The sequence below is a fragment of the Variovorax sp. 54 genome (genome assembly GCF_002754375.1).
In the GTDB taxonomy this organism is placed as follows: Bacteria; Pseudomonadota; Gammaproteobacteria; order Burkholderiales; family Burkholderiaceae_C; genus Variovorax.
In genome coordinates this window covers 5,436,518-5,451,202 of the sequence record NZ_PEFF01000001.1, presented here as the reverse complement: position 1 = coordinate 5,451,202, position 14,685 = coordinate 5,436,518, and the positions used below count along the sequence as shown (strand labels likewise).

At 65.5% G+C, this 14,685-nt stretch carries 15 protein-coding genes; 9 read left to right on the top strand and 6 right to left on the bottom strand.

All coding sequences use genetic code 11. The annotated features are described in order from the left end of the window. Positions 1-68: 68 nt before the first annotated feature. On the top strand, positions 69-308 hold the full coding sequence (locus tag CLU95_RS24865; RefSeq protein ID WP_099796060.1) for a hypothetical protein: 240 nt from the start codon (positions 69-71) through the stop codon (positions 306-308). On the opposite strand, the gene CLU95_RS24860 is transcribed toward CLU95_RS24865, so the two are convergent. The 4 genes from CLU95_RS24860 to CLU95_RS24845 all read right to left on the bottom strand — a co-directional run bounded on the left by CLU95_RS24860 (position 295) and on the right by CLU95_RS24845 (position 4,548). Further along, positions 295-642, bottom strand: coding sequence for a hypothetical protein (locus CLU95_RS24860; RefSeq protein ID WP_257214723.1), 348 nt, complete (start codon positions 640-642; stop codon positions 295-297). The genes CLU95_RS24865 and CLU95_RS24860 overlap by 14 nt on opposite strands. A 33-nt stretch (positions 643-675) precedes the next feature. Next, on the bottom strand, positions 676-2,019 hold the full coding sequence (gene gdhA, locus CLU95_RS24855; RefSeq protein ID WP_099796058.1) for an NADP-specific glutamate dehydrogenase: 1,344 nt from the start codon (positions 2,017-2,019) through the stop codon (positions 676-678). Positions 2,020-2,212: 193 nt separating this feature from the next. Next, a complete protein-coding gene (locus CLU95_RS24850) occupies positions 2,213-3,178 on the bottom strand; it encodes a LysR family transcriptional regulator (RefSeq protein WP_099796057.1) in 966 nt (321 codons plus the stop codon). A 26-nt stretch (positions 3,179-3,204) separates the two neighbouring features. Then, positions 3,205-4,548 (bottom strand): nucleobase:cation symporter-2 family protein, encoded by a 1,344-nt coding sequence (locus CLU95_RS24845; protein ID WP_099796056.1) that lies wholly within the window; start codon positions 4,546-4,548, stop codon positions 3,205-3,207. Positions 4,549-4,983: 435 nt separating this feature from the next. Between CLU95_RS24845 and CLU95_RS24840 the strand changes: the two genes are divergently transcribed. The 4 genes from CLU95_RS24840 to CLU95_RS24825 are packed head-to-tail and all read left to right on the top strand — an operon-like array spanning position 4,984 to position 9,227. Then, a complete protein-coding gene (locus CLU95_RS24840) occupies positions 4,984-5,952 on the top strand; it encodes a PDR/VanB family oxidoreductase (protein WP_099796055.1) in 969 nt (322 codons plus the stop codon). 27 nt (positions 5,953-5,979) lie between these two features. After that, the gene (locus CLU95_RS24835; RefSeq protein WP_099796054.1) at positions 5,980-7,035 is read left to right on the top strand and encodes an aromatic ring-hydroxylating dioxygenase subunit alpha; all 1,056 of its coding nucleotides are present in this window, start codon (positions 5,980-5,982) and stop codon (positions 7,033-7,035) included. Positions 7,036-7,045: 10 nt separating this feature from the next. Further along, positions 7,046-8,083, top strand: coding sequence for a xylose isomerase (locus tag CLU95_RS24830; protein ID WP_099796053.1), 1,038 nt, complete (start codon positions 7,046-7,048; stop codon positions 8,081-8,083). 37 nt (positions 8,084-8,120) lie between these two features. Continuing rightward, positions 8,121-9,227 (top strand): S-(hydroxymethyl)glutathione dehydrogenase/class III alcohol dehydrogenase, encoded by a 1,107-nt coding sequence (locus tag CLU95_RS24825; protein WP_099796052.1) that lies wholly within the window; start codon positions 8,121-8,123, stop codon positions 9,225-9,227. Between the two features lie 50 nt (positions 9,228-9,277). On the opposite strand, the gene CLU95_RS24820 is transcribed toward CLU95_RS24825, so the two are convergent. Continuing rightward, a complete protein-coding gene (locus tag CLU95_RS24820; protein WP_099796051.1) occupies positions 9,278-10,297 on the bottom strand; it encodes a TRAP transporter substrate-binding protein in 1,020 nt (339 codons plus the stop codon). A gap of 45 nt (positions 10,298-10,342) precedes the next feature. Next, positions 10,343-11,125 (bottom strand): IclR family transcriptional regulator, encoded by a 783-nt coding sequence (locus CLU95_RS24815; protein WP_099796050.1) that lies wholly within the window; start codon positions 11,123-11,125, stop codon positions 10,343-10,345. 217 nt (positions 11,126-11,342) lie between these two features. On the opposite strand from CLU95_RS24815, the gene CLU95_RS24810 reads away from it, so the two are divergent. The 4 genes from CLU95_RS24810 to CLU95_RS24795 are packed head-to-tail and all read left to right on the top strand — an operon-like array spanning position 11,343 to position 14,668. Then, entirely contained in the window at positions 11,343-12,326 is a 984-nt protein-coding gene (locus tag CLU95_RS24810; protein ID WP_099796049.1) for a TRAP transporter substrate-binding protein, read from the top strand. 40 nt (positions 12,327-12,366) lie between these two features. Next, entirely contained in the window at positions 12,367-12,828 is a 462-nt protein-coding gene (locus tag CLU95_RS24805) for a type II 3-dehydroquinate dehydratase (RefSeq protein ID WP_099796048.1), read from the top strand. Beyond that, complete coding sequence (locus CLU95_RS24800; RefSeq protein ID WP_099796047.1) at positions 12,825-13,391, top strand: TRAP transporter small permease; 567 nt, start codon at positions 12,825-12,827, stop codon at positions 13,389-13,391. The genes CLU95_RS24805 and CLU95_RS24800 overlap by 4 nt, the downstream gene beginning before the upstream one ends. Continuing rightward, positions 13,388-14,668 (top strand): TRAP transporter large permease, encoded by a 1,281-nt coding sequence (locus tag CLU95_RS24795; RefSeq protein WP_099796046.1) that lies wholly within the window; start codon positions 13,388-13,390, stop codon positions 14,666-14,668. Before CLU95_RS24800 ends, CLU95_RS24795 begins: the two co-directional genes overlap by 4 nt. The last annotated feature ends 17 nt before the right edge of the window (positions 14,669-14,685 follow it).

Sequence of the window (14,685 nt, the reverse complement as noted above, 5' to 3'; positions counted from 1 at the left end):
TTAGACAGCGCTAATTGTTTGTGCGCACAATGTCCGAACCGCCCTCCCTCAACCCAAGGAGACGACCCATGTCCATGGAATTTCTTCGGACCATCGCCGAGCAGAAATTGCCATACGTCCTCCACACGCCCGCAGACATCGACAGGCTGCGCGTGCTGCGTGCCGCCGACCTCGTGACTGCGTTCATTCCGCCGTCGGAGCGCACGCCCGACGAACGCGCGATCCGTCAGCTGGCCCAGGTGGAATCGATCACCGCGAAGGGCCGCCTGGCCCTGAACAAGGCGACCTCTTCGTTCATCGAGCTGTGACGAGCAAGCGCTCCAGCGTCTGGCTGATCGCCTGCGGCTTGTCGCTGCTGTCGTTCGGCTCGCAACGCTGCGACACCACGCGCTCGGGTTCCCGCGGACCGGGTCTGTAGAACAGACGCTCGCAATCGCAACGCAGCCGGGCCTTCAGCGCCTTCGTTCGCACGCTGCGCACCTGCGCCACCCAGCACGCATCGGCACAGCCGCAGGCCTGGTATTCGAGCACTTCGCCGCGCGTGTGCCAGGGCAGCGCAGACGTGCCGCCCGCCGCATGAACGCCGGAGCCGAACGCTGCCGCCAGCAGGGCCCAGGCGAGATGCAGCTTGCGACGCGGCACGCGCAAAGAGAGGTCGCTTTCAGGGGTGCGGCGTCAGACCACGCCCTGCGCCAGCATCGCATCGGCCACGCGCACGAAGCCAGCGATGTTCGCGCCGTCCACGTAGCTCACGCTGCCGTCGGCGCGCGAACCGTAGTGCAGGCACGACTCGTGGATGCCTTGCATGATCTGCAGCAGGCGCGCATCGACCTCATCGCGCGTCCATACCAGGCGCGCCGCGTTCTGGCTCATCTCCAGGCCCGATGTGGCCACGCCACCCGCGTTGCTCGCCTTGCCCGGCGCATACAGCACGCCGTGGCCTTCGAGCACCTTCACGGCCTCGATGGTCGAGGGCATGTTGGCGCCTTCGGCCACGCACACCACGCCGTTCTTCACCAGCGTGCGCGCGTCTTCCTCGTTGAGCTCGTTCTGCGTGGCGCTGGGCAGTGCCACGTCGACCGGCACGTGCCACGGCGTCGCACCGGCCACAAAGCGGGTGCCGGTGCGCTCGGCGTAGTCGCTCACGCGGCCGTAGAGGTGGTTCTTCACGTCCATCAGCACGGCGAGTTTTTCGGGCGTGAAGCCCTCCTCGTCGACCACGGTGCCGCTCGAGTCGGACACGGTGACCACCTTGGCGCCCAGCGCCATGGCCTTCTCGATGGTGTACTGCGCCACGTTGCCCGCGCCCGAGACGCTCACGCGCAGGCCGTCGAAGCTGCGGCCCTTGCGCTTGAGCATTTCCTGCGCGAAGTAGACGTTGCCGTAGCCGGTGGCTTCAGGGCGGATCAGCGAACCGCCGAAGCTCAGGCCCTTGCCGGTGAACACGCAGTCGGCGCGGTTGGTGAGCTTCTTGACCATGCCGGCCATGAAGCCGACCTCGCGCCCGCCCACGCCCACGTCGCCGGCCGGCACGTCGGTGTCGGAGCCCACGTGGCGGAACAGCTCGGTCACGAGTGCCTGGCAGAAGCGCATCACCTCGCCCTGGCTCTTGCCCTTGGGGTCGAAGTCGGCGCCGCCCTTGCCGCCGCCCATGGGCAGCGTGGTCAGCGCGTTCTTGAAGGTCTGCTCGAAGGCCAGGAACTTCAGGATCGACAGGTTCACCGAGGGGTGGAAGCGCATGCCGCCCTTGTAGGGGCCGATGGCCAGGCTGTGCTGGATGCGGAAACCGCGGTTGACCTGCACCTCGCCGTGGTCGTCCACCCAGGAGATGCGGAACATGATCACACGCTCGGGCTCGACCAGCCGCTCCAGCAGGCTGTGGCTCGTGTACTTGGGGTGCTTTTCGATGTACGGCCAGAGGCTTTCCATGACCTCGGTCACGGCCTGCAGGTACTCGGGCTGTCCGGGGTTGCGTTGTGCGACGTGTGCGAGGAACCCCCCGGCGGATGCGTGCTTCATTCCAATCCTCTGTTTTCCAAAACGGTGCATAACCTTATGCGAATCCTGCATTTTGCCGGATTGGAGAACCAGATTGAGGCGAAAAGCCCTCAGAAGGTGCGTCGTTTGGGGTGCCTGGTGTGGTGACGCCCCAACTTGAAACATTGCGGGGGTCGGGCGGCACGCGGTCGCAGCGGGCCAGGAAACGCTGGATTCAAGGCGTCGAAGCCGAAGACGGGCCGTCGCCGGCGGGGGGCGACGCGGTCGATCGACCGATGGCCCCGGCGACCAGCTCGCGCATCTGGCGGCATGCGACGGACCGATGCGTCCGCTCGTGCCACAGGAGGTGAAAACGCATCGCCGGAAAGTCGATCGGCGCAGCCACGATCTGAAGCGGTGAGCCCTCGGCGTGTGCTTGCGCAAAGCGCCGACAGGTGGTGAAGACCAGGTCGGATTGCGCCAGCAGGTTGGGCACATTGTTGAAGTAAGGCAGCACCACCTTCACCCGGCGGCGCAGCCCGACCTGGGCCAGGTAGGCGTCGATCACGCCCAGCTGGTTCGCGTTGACCGGAATCAGGCCGAGATGGTCCGCTTCCAGGTAGGCCGCCTGCGTGACACCGGTGCGCAGTAAGGGATGGCCCTGGCGCACGAGGCAGACGATTTCGTCCTCGAAAAGCGGGTACAGGTGAAGATTCTCCGCAGGCATGGCGGAGTTGCCGATCACCAGGTCGAGCACGCCGTTCTCCAGGTCTTCCTGATAGTCGACATCGAGCGGGAGCGGGTGGATATGGATCGACGCGTGCGGCATTTCCCGAAGGAGGCGCGCGATGATGTCGGGGATGAAGCGGGAACTCACATAGTCCATGGCCCCGATGTGGAACTCGCGCGTGATTTCAGTGGGTTCGGTTTCGGACCGCGTGGCGCAGAGCGCCTCCATCTCTTCGGACAGGCCGCGCAGCCGGTCATAGAGCGTCACCATGCGGTCGGTGGGCACCATGGAATTGCGGCCACGCACAAGCAAGGGGTCGTTGAATATGGCACGCAGCCGCGTCAACCCGGCGCTGACCGTCGACTGCGGCAGATTGAGCCGGTGGGCGGCGCGCGACACGCTCTTTTCCTCGACCACCGCGACCAGAAGGCGCAGAAGAAACCCATCCAACTGGTCGCTCAGAACTTTCATGGCCACGCCTCCAACGGGCGCCAAGACTACACCACGGGCGCAGGCTGCGCCGCTGTGTCGGCTCCTCTTGCCTTGCCATTGAACAGCGCGTTGAGCACGATGGCGGTGACGCAGCCCGTCGTGATTCCGCTGTGCAGGAAGAGCTTGATCGTGCCGTCGAGCTTCTCGTAGAAGCCCGGCACCGCCACCGTGATCATGCCGACACCAAGGCTGGCAGCGATCACCAGCGCGTTGTTGCCGTTCTTGAGGTCCACCTTGCCGAGAATCCGGATGCCGGTGGTGGCGATCATCGCGAACATCACGATGGCCGCACCGCCGAGCACGGCCAGCGGCATCGAGGCGAACACGGCGGCCAGCTTCGGGAACATGCCCAGCACCAGTAGCAGGACACCCGTCGTCGCGACCACCCATCGACTGCGCACTCCGGACATCGCAACGAGCCCGACGTTGGCGTTGTAGGCGCAGTACGGGAAGGTGTTGAGAACGCCGCCGAGCACGGTGGACAGGCCGTCGGCGCGCAGGCCATTGGCAATCTCCTGGTCGCCGATTTCCTTGCCGACCATTTCCCCGACGGCAAAGAAGTCCGCCGTCACCTCGGTGATGATCACCATCATCGCGACGCACATCAGCAGGATCGACAGCGGATCGAAGACAGGCATGCCGAAGGCGAACGGCGTGACGACGCCGAACCAGCCCTCGGTTGCCACCTTGGAGAAATCGGTGCGGCCCATCAGCGCGGCGACGGCGGTGCCCACCAGCAGCCCCACCAGGACTGCGGTGTTGCGAAGCAGGCCCCGGCCGAAGCCGTAGATCAGCAACACCGATCCCAGCGAGATCGCCGCCAGCGTGAGGTTCTCCACCGAGCCGTAGTCGGCCGCCTTGGGCACCCCGCCCGCGGCCCAGCGCACGCCGACCGGCATCAGCGACAAGCCGATCAGCAAGATGGTCGTGCCCATCACCACGGGCGGGAAAAAGCGCTTGATCTTCCCGAACAGCGGCGCAATGAGCATGCAGAAAATGCCGGCGGCAATCGTCGCGCCATAGACGGCCGGCATGCCGTGCGCCTGGCCGATGAGGATCATGGGCGTCACGGCCACGAAGCTGCAGCCCTGGATCAGCGGCAGGCGCACGCCGAACTTCCAGAACCCGACCGTCTGGATCAGCGTGGCAATGCCGCAGGCGAACAGGTCCGCACTGATCAGCATCACGATCTGATCGTGCGCGAGCCCGATGGCGTTGCCCACCACGATGGGGATGGATACCGCGGCGGCGTACATCACCAGCAGATGCTGCAAGGCGAGCAGCAGGTTCTTGCCGGGAGGAAGCCATGCGTCGACAGGATGCACGGCATTGCGGGTCGGGTGATTCATGATCGGCGTCTCGTAGGTTCTTGTGCTGGGCGGGAAAGTCTGCGTCCCCGGTCGGCCGTCGCGACGGTGTCGCTTCGGCGCCGCCATCGTCGTTCCTCGAAACGCAGTTTGCAATCCATGGGCGGGCCCTATTTTCCCGCCGCATTCACGTCCTCGAGCTGCTCCTGCGACACCATCGAATCCGTGTGGAAACTAGCATCCATGCGGGTTTCCGCGGCATTTCCTGTCCGCGGTCGCACCCGTTCCCTTGCCATTTTCCGGGAACTATCGGATTTTGCGATTCCCGGAATCGACAGCGCCAAGGCCACGGCCACGGCCACGGCACTATCGGATTTCTCGGTTCCCGGAATCGAAGGTTCCCCGGTGCTTCTGTCCTGCTCGCTGGCTAGAGTTGCCTGCAACAACGCTCGACCCACGAGCTGCACAGGAGACACGATGGACAACGATGCATTGATGCTGCAGGTGACGGCGGCGCGCACGCTGACCCCGCACATCCGCGAGCTGGAATTGCGCAGCCGTGACGGCGCGCCGCTACCGCGCTTCGACGCCGGCGCACACCTGCGTTTCACTCTGCCTGGTCCGCAAGGCGCCATCGAACGCTGCTACTCGTTGATCAACGCCACCGAGCAGACCGGCTTCTACCGGATTGCCGTGCAGCGCGCCCAGGCCAGCGCGGGCGGTTCTGCCTACATGTGCGAGGAAGTCCGCGTCGGCACGGTGCTTCGCGCCTGCGCACCGAAGAACGATTTCGCGCTGGCAGCAGATGCCACGCAGCACCTGCTGCTGGCCGGCGGCATCGGCATCACGCCGATCATCGCGATGGCGCAAGTGCTCGCTGACGCAGGCCAGTCGTTCGAATTGCACTACGTCGCCCGCACGCCTGAAAACATGGCCTATGCGCAATGGCTGCACACGGCGTACGACGACCGGGCCCACCTGTACTTCGACGGTGGCGACCCGTCGCAAGGCATGCCGCTGGGCACCCTCCTTGCCCAGCCCCATCCCGGTGTGCATGTCTACGTCTGCGGCCCGCAACCCATGATCGATGCGGTCCTGGCAACGGGCGAGGCGCTCGGCTGGCCACGCAGCCAGCTGCACTTCGAACTGTTCAGCGCGCCGGCGGTAAAGGCGGACGATGCGCCCTTCGAAGTCGAGCTGGCCCGGTCGCACCGCAGGCTGCAGGTGGGGCAGTCCACCAGCATTCTCGACACCCTCATTGCCGCAGGCCTGGACCCGCTCTTCGATTGCCGTCGCGGCGAATGCGGGGCGTGCGCCGTGCCGGTGCTCGACGGCGTGCCCGAGCACCTGGACTACGCGCTGACGCCGGAACAGAAGGCCGGCAACAAGACGATGTGCATCTGCGTTTCGCGCGCCCGGAGCGCGCGGCTCGTGCTGGACATCTGACCACTGACACCACAGGAGAAACCACAGATGCAATGGATCAAGAATCGCTGGTATGCCGCCGCCTGGAGCAATGAAGTGGGCCGGACCCTGCTTGCCAGGAGCTTCTTCGGCGAGAGCGCCGTATTGTTCCGCACGGAAGACGGCACACCGGCCATGCTGCTCGACCGCTGTCCGCACAAGGGCGCCCCCTTGTCGCTCGGGGAGCTGAAGGGTGACGTCCTGGCCTGCCCCTACCACGGCCTCGAGTTCGACTGCGCGGGAACGTGCGTGCGCATTCCGAGCCAGGCCAACATTCCGCCCACCGCCAAGGTGCGCTCCTACCCGTGTGTCGAACGCTACGGGCTGGTGTGGTTCTGGCCGGGCGACGCCGCGAAAGCCGACGCGGACAGCCTGTTCGAATGCAGGAACCATGGCGCTGTGGGCTGGGACTGCATCGAGGGCCCGTACACGCGCTTTCCGGCCAGCATCGAGAACATTCTGGACAACCTGGTCGATCCGGCACACACGAGCTTCGTCCATAAGAAGACGATCGGCGGCGTGGACGCCGCCGACGTTCCCCTCGCTGTCGAGCAGGACGGCGACACCGTCGTCGTCGGCCGCTGGATCGAGAACTCGCAACCGGTGGCGGTGATGCAGCAGTACGGCGACTTTGCAGGCCTGGTCGACCGCTGGCAGTTCTATTCGCTCTTCCTGCCCAACATTTCGCTGGTCGACATGGGCGCGGTGGACGCCGGCAGCGCGCGCGACGATGCCTCGCGCGATCGCCAGTACCGGACGCTGTCGTACGCCATGCTCACCCCGGAGTCGGCCGACGCCACGCACTACTTCTGGTTCGTGTTGCGCACCTTTGCCCGCGGCGACGAAGAGGTGTCCGCCAATCTGCGGCGCGCCTACATCGACACCTTCGACGAGGACCGCGTGCTGCTCGGCGCCATCCAGCGCAACAGCGGCGACCTGCAGAGCGGCTCGCTGCGCCTGGCCATCGACAACGCCTCGGTGCGCGTGCGCCGCGCGCTCGAACGCCTTGCCCGAGAGGAGACCGCCACGCTGCCCGGCGAACCCATCGTGCTGCAGCGCGCCTAGGAGAAAAAATATGAAACGACTGCTATTGGGATGCAACGGCCGCGGCGCTCAGCACGCGCCCGGCTCGCCGCCGTCGATCGACGAACAGTTCCGCATGGTCAAGCATTCGGGGGTGTTCGACTTTTTCGACCGCCTGCCACAGCCGGGCCAGGAAGCCGAGTACCTGCGCGCCTCGGAAAAGCACGACCTGCCCATGCTCACCGGCCTGTGGACCTACACCGCCGGACGCGACGAAGCACTGCTGCTCAAGAACATTCAGCTGACAAGAAACTCCGGCGGCGAATGCCACAACATCATGCTGTTCAACCAGCATGCGGACGGCCATCCGCTGAGCGACGATGAAGTCGTCGCGTTCTACCGGTTGGCCTACGAAGCGGGCCAGCGCACGGGAATCGACATTACCTTCGAGGTCCACATCTACATGTGGTCGGAGGATGTGCGGCGCGTGTTGGCCGTGGCCCGGAAGGTGCGCGAGGCGGGCATGCCCTTCAACTTCCTGCTCGACCACAGCCATGTGCTCATCAAGCTCGAGAGCCCGCAGGAACAGGACGTGTGCGACCTTCGCGCCGATGTCGAGTCCGGTCGGCTGATCCTCGATCCGTTCGAGCCGGACAACATCGTCGACCTCTGGATCGCCGAAAACATGACGCTGTGGCACGCGGTGCGCCCGGTCGCGCCTGGCGGGCCGCGGAACCTCTGGGCGTCCCATCCCGACGGGCGCATGGGGCGAGCTTGCCAATACCCGTTCATGCGCCCCCGTCCCGGTGAGTGGCACTCTGAATGGTTCGCCTACAAGCTCGAACCCACGAAGGAAGTGGTGCGCAAGGTTCTGGCGGCGCACCTCGACAACCCCGACAGCCGGCTTCGCTACGTCACGACCGAGATCATCGATCTGCCCGACTATGGCGATGGCGCACGCTATTCATTGTTCGAGCACAGCGTTGCCCTGGCCCACTGGATTCGCGATACGGAAGCGCAACTGCGCGACCAACGCGATCGACGCGACCGGCAGGCCACGGCAGCAACCGCCGAGCCATGCGCAGCTTGACCATCCCCCGTTCGAAACACCCACTTCTCCGACATCCATGAAAACCAAAGCCGCCGTCGCCTGGCAAGCAGGCCAACCCCTCACCATCGAAACCGTGGACCTCCAGGGCCCGAAGTTCGGTGAAGTGCTGGTCGAGATCAAGGCCACCGGCATCTGCCACACCGACTACTACACGCTCTCGGGCGCCGACCCCGAAGGCATCTTCCCCGCCATCCTGGGCCATGAAGGCGCGGGCATCGTGGTCGACGTCGGCCCCGGCGTCACCACGCTGAAAAAGGGCGACCACGTCATTCCGCTGTACACGCCCGAATGCCGCCAGTGCAAGTTCTGCCTGAGCCGCAAGACCAACCTGTGCCAGCTGATCCGCGGCACCCAGGGCAAGGGCCTCATGCCCGACGCCACCTCGCGCTTCAGCCTCGACGGCAAGCCCATCTTTCACTACATGGGCACCAGCACCTTCAGCAACTACACGGTCGCGCCCGAAATCTCGCTGGCCAAGATCCGCGAAGACGCGCCCTTCGACAAGGTCTGCTACATCGGCTGCGGCGTCACCACCGGCATCGGTGCGGTGCTCTTCACGGCCAAGGTCGAAGCCGGCGCGAACGTCGTGGTGTTCGGCCTGGGCGGCATCGGCCTGAACGTGATCCAGGGCGCCAAGATGGTGGGCGCCGACAAGATCATTGGCGTCGACCTGAACCCCGAGCGCGAAGCCATGGCCCGCCAATTCGGCATGACGCACTTCATCAACCCCAAGACCACCGAGAACGTCGTCGACGCGATCGTGCAGCTGACCGACGGCGGCGCCGACTACAGCTTCGAGTGCATCGGCAACACGCAGGTGATGCGCCAGGCGTTGGAATGCACGCACAAGGGCTGGGGCCGCAGCATCATCATCGGCGTGGCCGAGGCCGGCGCCGAAATCAACACGCGCCCGTTCCAGCTGGTCACGGGCCGCAAGTGGGAAGGCTCGGCCTTCGGCGGCGCGCGCGGTCGCACCGACGTGCCGAAGATCGTCGACTGGTACATGGAAGGCAAGATCAACATCGACGACCTGATCACGCACACCATGCCGCTGGAAGACATCAACAAGGGCTTCGACCTCATGAAGCGCGGCGAGTCGATCCGCGGCGTCGTTCTGTACTGACGCGGTTCAAAGGCATCGCGCGCAACGAAAAATCGTTGCGCGCCCGGCGCCTACTTGCGCGCCTTCTCGATCTCCGCCATCAGCTCCTTGACGGTGGCCTCGCCGACCGAGGCCGTGTACTTGTCGATCACCGGCTTCACCTTGGCGCGCAGCTTCGCCATCTCTTCGGGCGGCAGCTCGGAGACGGTCATGCCGGCCTTCTTGAGCGCGTCGAGTGCGCTGTCGGCGGCGCCGCGCGAGGCCTGGCGCTGGAACACGGTCGCTTCGGCGGCGGCCTCGTTGACGATCTTCTTTTCGTCGGCGCTCATGCCGTCCCAGGTCTTGCGGCTGATCAGCAGCGCCTGCGGGTTGTAGATGTGGCGGGTCTGGGTGATGTACTTCTGCACTTCCGCAAACTTGGACGACAGGATGGTCGTGTTCGGGTTCTCCTGGCCGTCGACCGCCTTCTGGTCGAGCGCCGGGTACAGCTCGGGGAACGGCAGCGGCGTGGCGTTGGCGCCCAGCGCGCTGAACATGTCGATGTAGATCGGCGACTGGATCACGCGGATCTTCAGGCCCGCGATGTCGTCGGCCTTGACGATCGGGCGCTTGCTGTTCGTCAGGTTGCGAAAGCCCAGGTCCCAGTAGCCCAGGCCGTGCAGCGCCTTGTCTTCCAGCTTGGCCATCATCTTCTGGCCGAAGGGCCCGTCGGTGACCACGTCGGCTTCCTTGCCGCTGTTGAAGAGGAACGGGAAGTCGTAGGCCGCGAACTCCTTCACCTGCGCCGACAGGATGCCGGCGTTGAGCACGGTCATCTCCACCGTGCCGCCCTGCAGCGCCGACACGGTCTGCAGGTCGCCGCCGAGCGTGCCGCCGGGGAACAGCTTCACGGTGATCTTGCCGCCCGACTTCGCGGCCACGAGGTCGGCGAACTTCTGCGCGCCCTGCGCCTGCGGATGGCCGGCCTGGTTCTGGAACGCGAACTTGATGGTGCGCTCCTTGAGCTGCGCGAACGCGCCGGGGGCGGCGAACGCAACGGCCGCCGCCACGGCGGCCATCAACAGGGTGCGCTTCGAATGCTTCGTCTTCATGGCGATGTCTCCTTCTCTTTTTGGGGGTGGTGAAACCGGCAGGGCCTACGCCCTCTTCTTGAACAACGCCGAGGCCCCGCTGGCGCGCGCCACCTCTTCGGCGGCCTGGCACAGCGCCGGCCCGAGCGCTTCCATGCGTTGCGGCGTGAGCCGCACCGACGGGCCCGCGATGGTGACGACCCCGATTGCCGTGCCGTCGGCGCCGAACACGGGCGCGGCCATGGCGGTCATCGCGGGAGCGAACACCTCGTTGATCATGCTGAAGCCGCGCTGGCGCGCCGCCTTCACGAAAGCCATCACGGCCTTGAGCGAGGTCGGTGCCTTGGGGCCGAAGTCCTCGGGCTTGCCCAGCCCCTTCTTGGCGACGAGCGCCATCGCGTCGTCTTCGCCCATGGTGGACAGCCACGCGTGCCCGGCCGCGCTGCACGAGAGCGCCACCGACAAGCCCATGTCGGGGTCGTAGCGCAGGCCGTGCGTGGCGCCCTGCGCCTTGGCGACGAAGGTCAGGTCTTCACCGTCGACCACCGCCAGGCGCACGAGCTCGCCCGAGGTCGAGGCCAGCTGGTCGAGCAACGGCTGCGCGATGTCGACGATGCCCGAGCGGCTGAGGAACGACAGGCTGATCGACACCAGCTTGATGGTCAGCACGTAGTGGCCGTCGCGCGCCTCTTGCCGCACGTAGCCGCAGCGGATGAGCTCCGCAAGCAATCGGTGCGATGCACTCAATGGAATCTGCAATTCGCTGGCCAACGCCGACAGCGCGCACCCCTCGGGATGCTCCGCCAGATGTTCCAGCACCTTGAAGCTGCGTTCCAGTATTCCGCTCATTTCGTCCTCCGGGTGTCGTCTCGTCAACGCGGGCGATGAGGCCCGCCGCTCGTGGGTCGCCAGCGTATCAGAACTCGGGGAAGGGATTTCCATTATGGAAATTCTTTCCAACAAAAATACGATCGCCTCCGTCCTGCATTTTTTCTTCCCCTCTGTTCCCTCCTTCTTCCCCTTTTTCTTCCTTCCCGCCTGAGGACCCTTCGTGAAACTTCTTCGTATGCTTGCCGTGGCCGGCCTGTGCGCCGGTCTCACCGCCCCGTCGTGGGCGCAGCAGGAGCGCGTGATCCGCTTCGGCCACCTGAACAACGCCGACCATCCCGTGAGCTTCGGCGTCAAGCGCTTTGCCGAGCTGCTCTCGGCCAAGAGCGGCGGCAAGATGAAGGTGCAGGAGTTCCCTGCTTCGCAGCTGGGCAACGAGATGCAGCAGCAGTCGGCCCTGCAGGGCGGCGTGCAGCAGATGTCGGCACCGGCCACCACATCGCTCGCCGGCATCGTCAAGGAGTTCGGCCTGGTCGACTTTCCCTTCTCGGTGAACAACTTCGCGCAGGCCGATGCACTGCTCGATGGACCACTCGGCCAGGCGCTGATCGCCAAGCTCCCGGAGAAGGGCCTCGTCGCCTTGGGCTACTGGGATCTGGGCTTTCGCAACGTCACCAACAGCAAGCGCCCGATCACCAAGCCTGAAGACCTCGAAGGCTTGAAGATCCGCGTGATCCCCAACCCCGTGTTCCTGGAGACCTTCAAGGCCTTCAAGGCCAACCCGGTGCCGATGCCTTTCGCCGAGCTGTACGGTGCCCTCGAAGCCAAGGCGGTCGATGGCCAGGAGAACCCGTATGCGGTGATCCTGTCGAACAAGTTCTACGAAGTGCAGAAGTTCGTCAGCGCCACAAACCACGTGTACGCAGCCAACATCGTGCTGGTGAGCAAGAAGTTCTGGGACTCGCTCACGCCGGCCGAGCAGAAGATGATGAACGACGCGGCCAACGAGGCACGCGGTTACCAGCGGCAGGTGAGCCGCGCCGCCGCACAGAAGGCCGTGGGCGACCTGCAGGCCAAGGGCGCGCAGTTCAACGAACTCAGTGCGCCCGAGCAGAAGCGCATGCGCGAGATCGCCAAGCCCGTCATCGACAAGTTCGCCGCCCAGTACGACCCCGCCATCGTCAAGCTCTACAACGACGAGCTCGCACGCATCCGCAAGTAAACAAGTCAGCAAGCCAGTCAGTCCCTCACCGAAGCTCCCCATGAAGATCCTCGTTCTCCACGGCCCCAACCTCAACCTGTTCGGTCGCCGCGAACCCCACATCTACGGCAAGACCACGCTCGCCGAAATCAACGCGCAGCTGCAGGCGCTCGCCGTCGAACTCGGCGTGACGCTCGAAACCATCCAGTCGAACCACGAAGGCGACCTGATCGACTTCCTGCACACCCATATCGACGATGCGCAAGGCGCACTGGTGAACCCCGCCGGCCTCACGCAGCACGGCGTGCCGCTGCACGACGCGATCAAGGCCATGCCGTTCCCGACCATCGAGGTCCACATGTCCAACATCGCCGCGCGCGAGGCATGGCGCGCGCATTCGATCATCTCGCCGGCGGTGAAGGGCACGGTCCAGGGCCTGGGCCCGCTGTCGTACCTGGCCGCGTTGCGCGCGCTGGTCGACATGCAGCGCCAGGCGCAGGCGCAAGCACAGGCCGCGGCATGACCCGCTGGCTCGACCGGTGCTGCACCGGCATCGAGGCGCTGATCGCGACCGCGCTCGCGGTCATGGTCGTGCTCGTGTTCGGCAACGTGGTGCTGCGCTACGGTTTCAACTCGGGCATCACGGTGTCCGAGGAAATCTCGCGCTGGCTCTTCATCTGGATGACCTTCCTGGGCGCCGTGGTGGCGCTGAAGGAGCACGGCCACCTGGGTGTCGACATGGTGGTGCAGAAGCTGCCCCCCATCGGCAAGAAGATCTGCCTGGCCGTCGGCCATGTGGTCATGCTCTACATCGTCTGGCTGCTGCTGCAGGGCAGCATCGCGCAGGCGCGCATCAACTGGGACGTGACGGCGCCCGTCACCGGCGCGTCGATGGCCATCGTCTACGCCTCGGGCATCGTGTTCTCGGTGCTGGCCGGACTCATCCTGGCGCTCGACCTGCTGCGCCTGCTCACGGGCCGCATCGCCGACCATGAGCTGGTGATGGTGCAGGAGTCGGAAGAAGCGGTGCAGCTGCAGCAGATCCTGGGTTCGCAGGACGCCAAGGAACCGGGGGCACGGCCATGACCATCGTTGTTTTCGTCGGCTCGCTGTTGCTTGCCATGGCGATGGGCATTCCCATCGCCTTCTCGCTGCTGGCCAGCGGTGTCGCACTGATGTGGCACCTCGACCTGTTCGACGCGCAGATCCTCACGCAGAACGTGATCGGCGGCGCCGACAGCTTTCCGCTGCTGGCCGTGCCCTTCTTCATGCTCGCGGGCGAGATCATGAACGTGGGCGGGCTGTCCAAGCGCATCGTCGACTTCGCGCTCGCGCTCGTCGGCCATGTGAAGGGCGGCCTGGGCTACGTGACCATCATGGCGGGCTGCCTGCTGTCGGCGCTCTCGGGTTCGGCCGTGGCCGACGCCGCCGCGCTCACCGCGCTGCTGCTGCCGATGATGGTGCGCGCGGGCCACGACAAGCCGCGCGCGGCCGGCCTCATTGCGGCCACCGGCGTGATCGGCCCCGTGATCCCGCCGAGCATCGGCTTGGTGATCTTCGGCGTGGCGGCCAACGTGTCGATCTCCAAGCTGTTTCTCGCGGCCATCGTGCCGGGCCTGCTGATCGGCGGCGCGCTGTGGATCACCTGGGCCTGGCTGGTGCGGCGCGAAAAAATCGTGCCGCCGCCGCGCAAGTCGTCGGCCGAAATTGCCGCCGCCTTCCGCAACGCGCTGTGGGCGCTGATGCTGCCGGTGATCATTCTCGTGGGCCTGCGCATGGGCGTGTTCACGCCCACCGAGGCCGCGGTGGTGGCCGCCGTGTACGCGCTCTTCGTGTCGACGGTGGTGTACCGCGAGATCACCTGGCGCGACCTGTACGCCATCTTCGTGAATGCGGCCAAGACCAGCGCCATCGTGATGTTCCTGATCGCCGCGGCCATGGTGAGCGCCTGGCTCATCACGGTGGCCGACCTGCCCTCGAAGATCGTGGGCATGCTGGAGCCGTTCATGGGCAACCAGATGCTGCTCATGATCGCGATCATGGTGCTCGTGATGGTGGTGGGCACGGCGATGGACATGACGCCGACCATCCTTATCCTCACGCCGGTGCTCATGCCGGTGGTGAAGGCGGCCGGCATCGACCCCGTGTACTTCGGCGTGCTGTTCATCATCAACAACTCGATCGGCCTCGTCACGCCGCCGGTGGGCACGGTGCTCAACGTGGTGGCCGGCGTCGGCAAGATCTCGATGGACGACGTCACGCGCGGCGTGGTGCCGTTCATGCTGGCCGAGTTCGCGATCCTGTTCGTGATGGTGGCGTTTCCGCAGCTGGTGATCGTGCCGGCGCGGTGGTTCGGGGGCTGAGCCGGTGCGCACCCTTT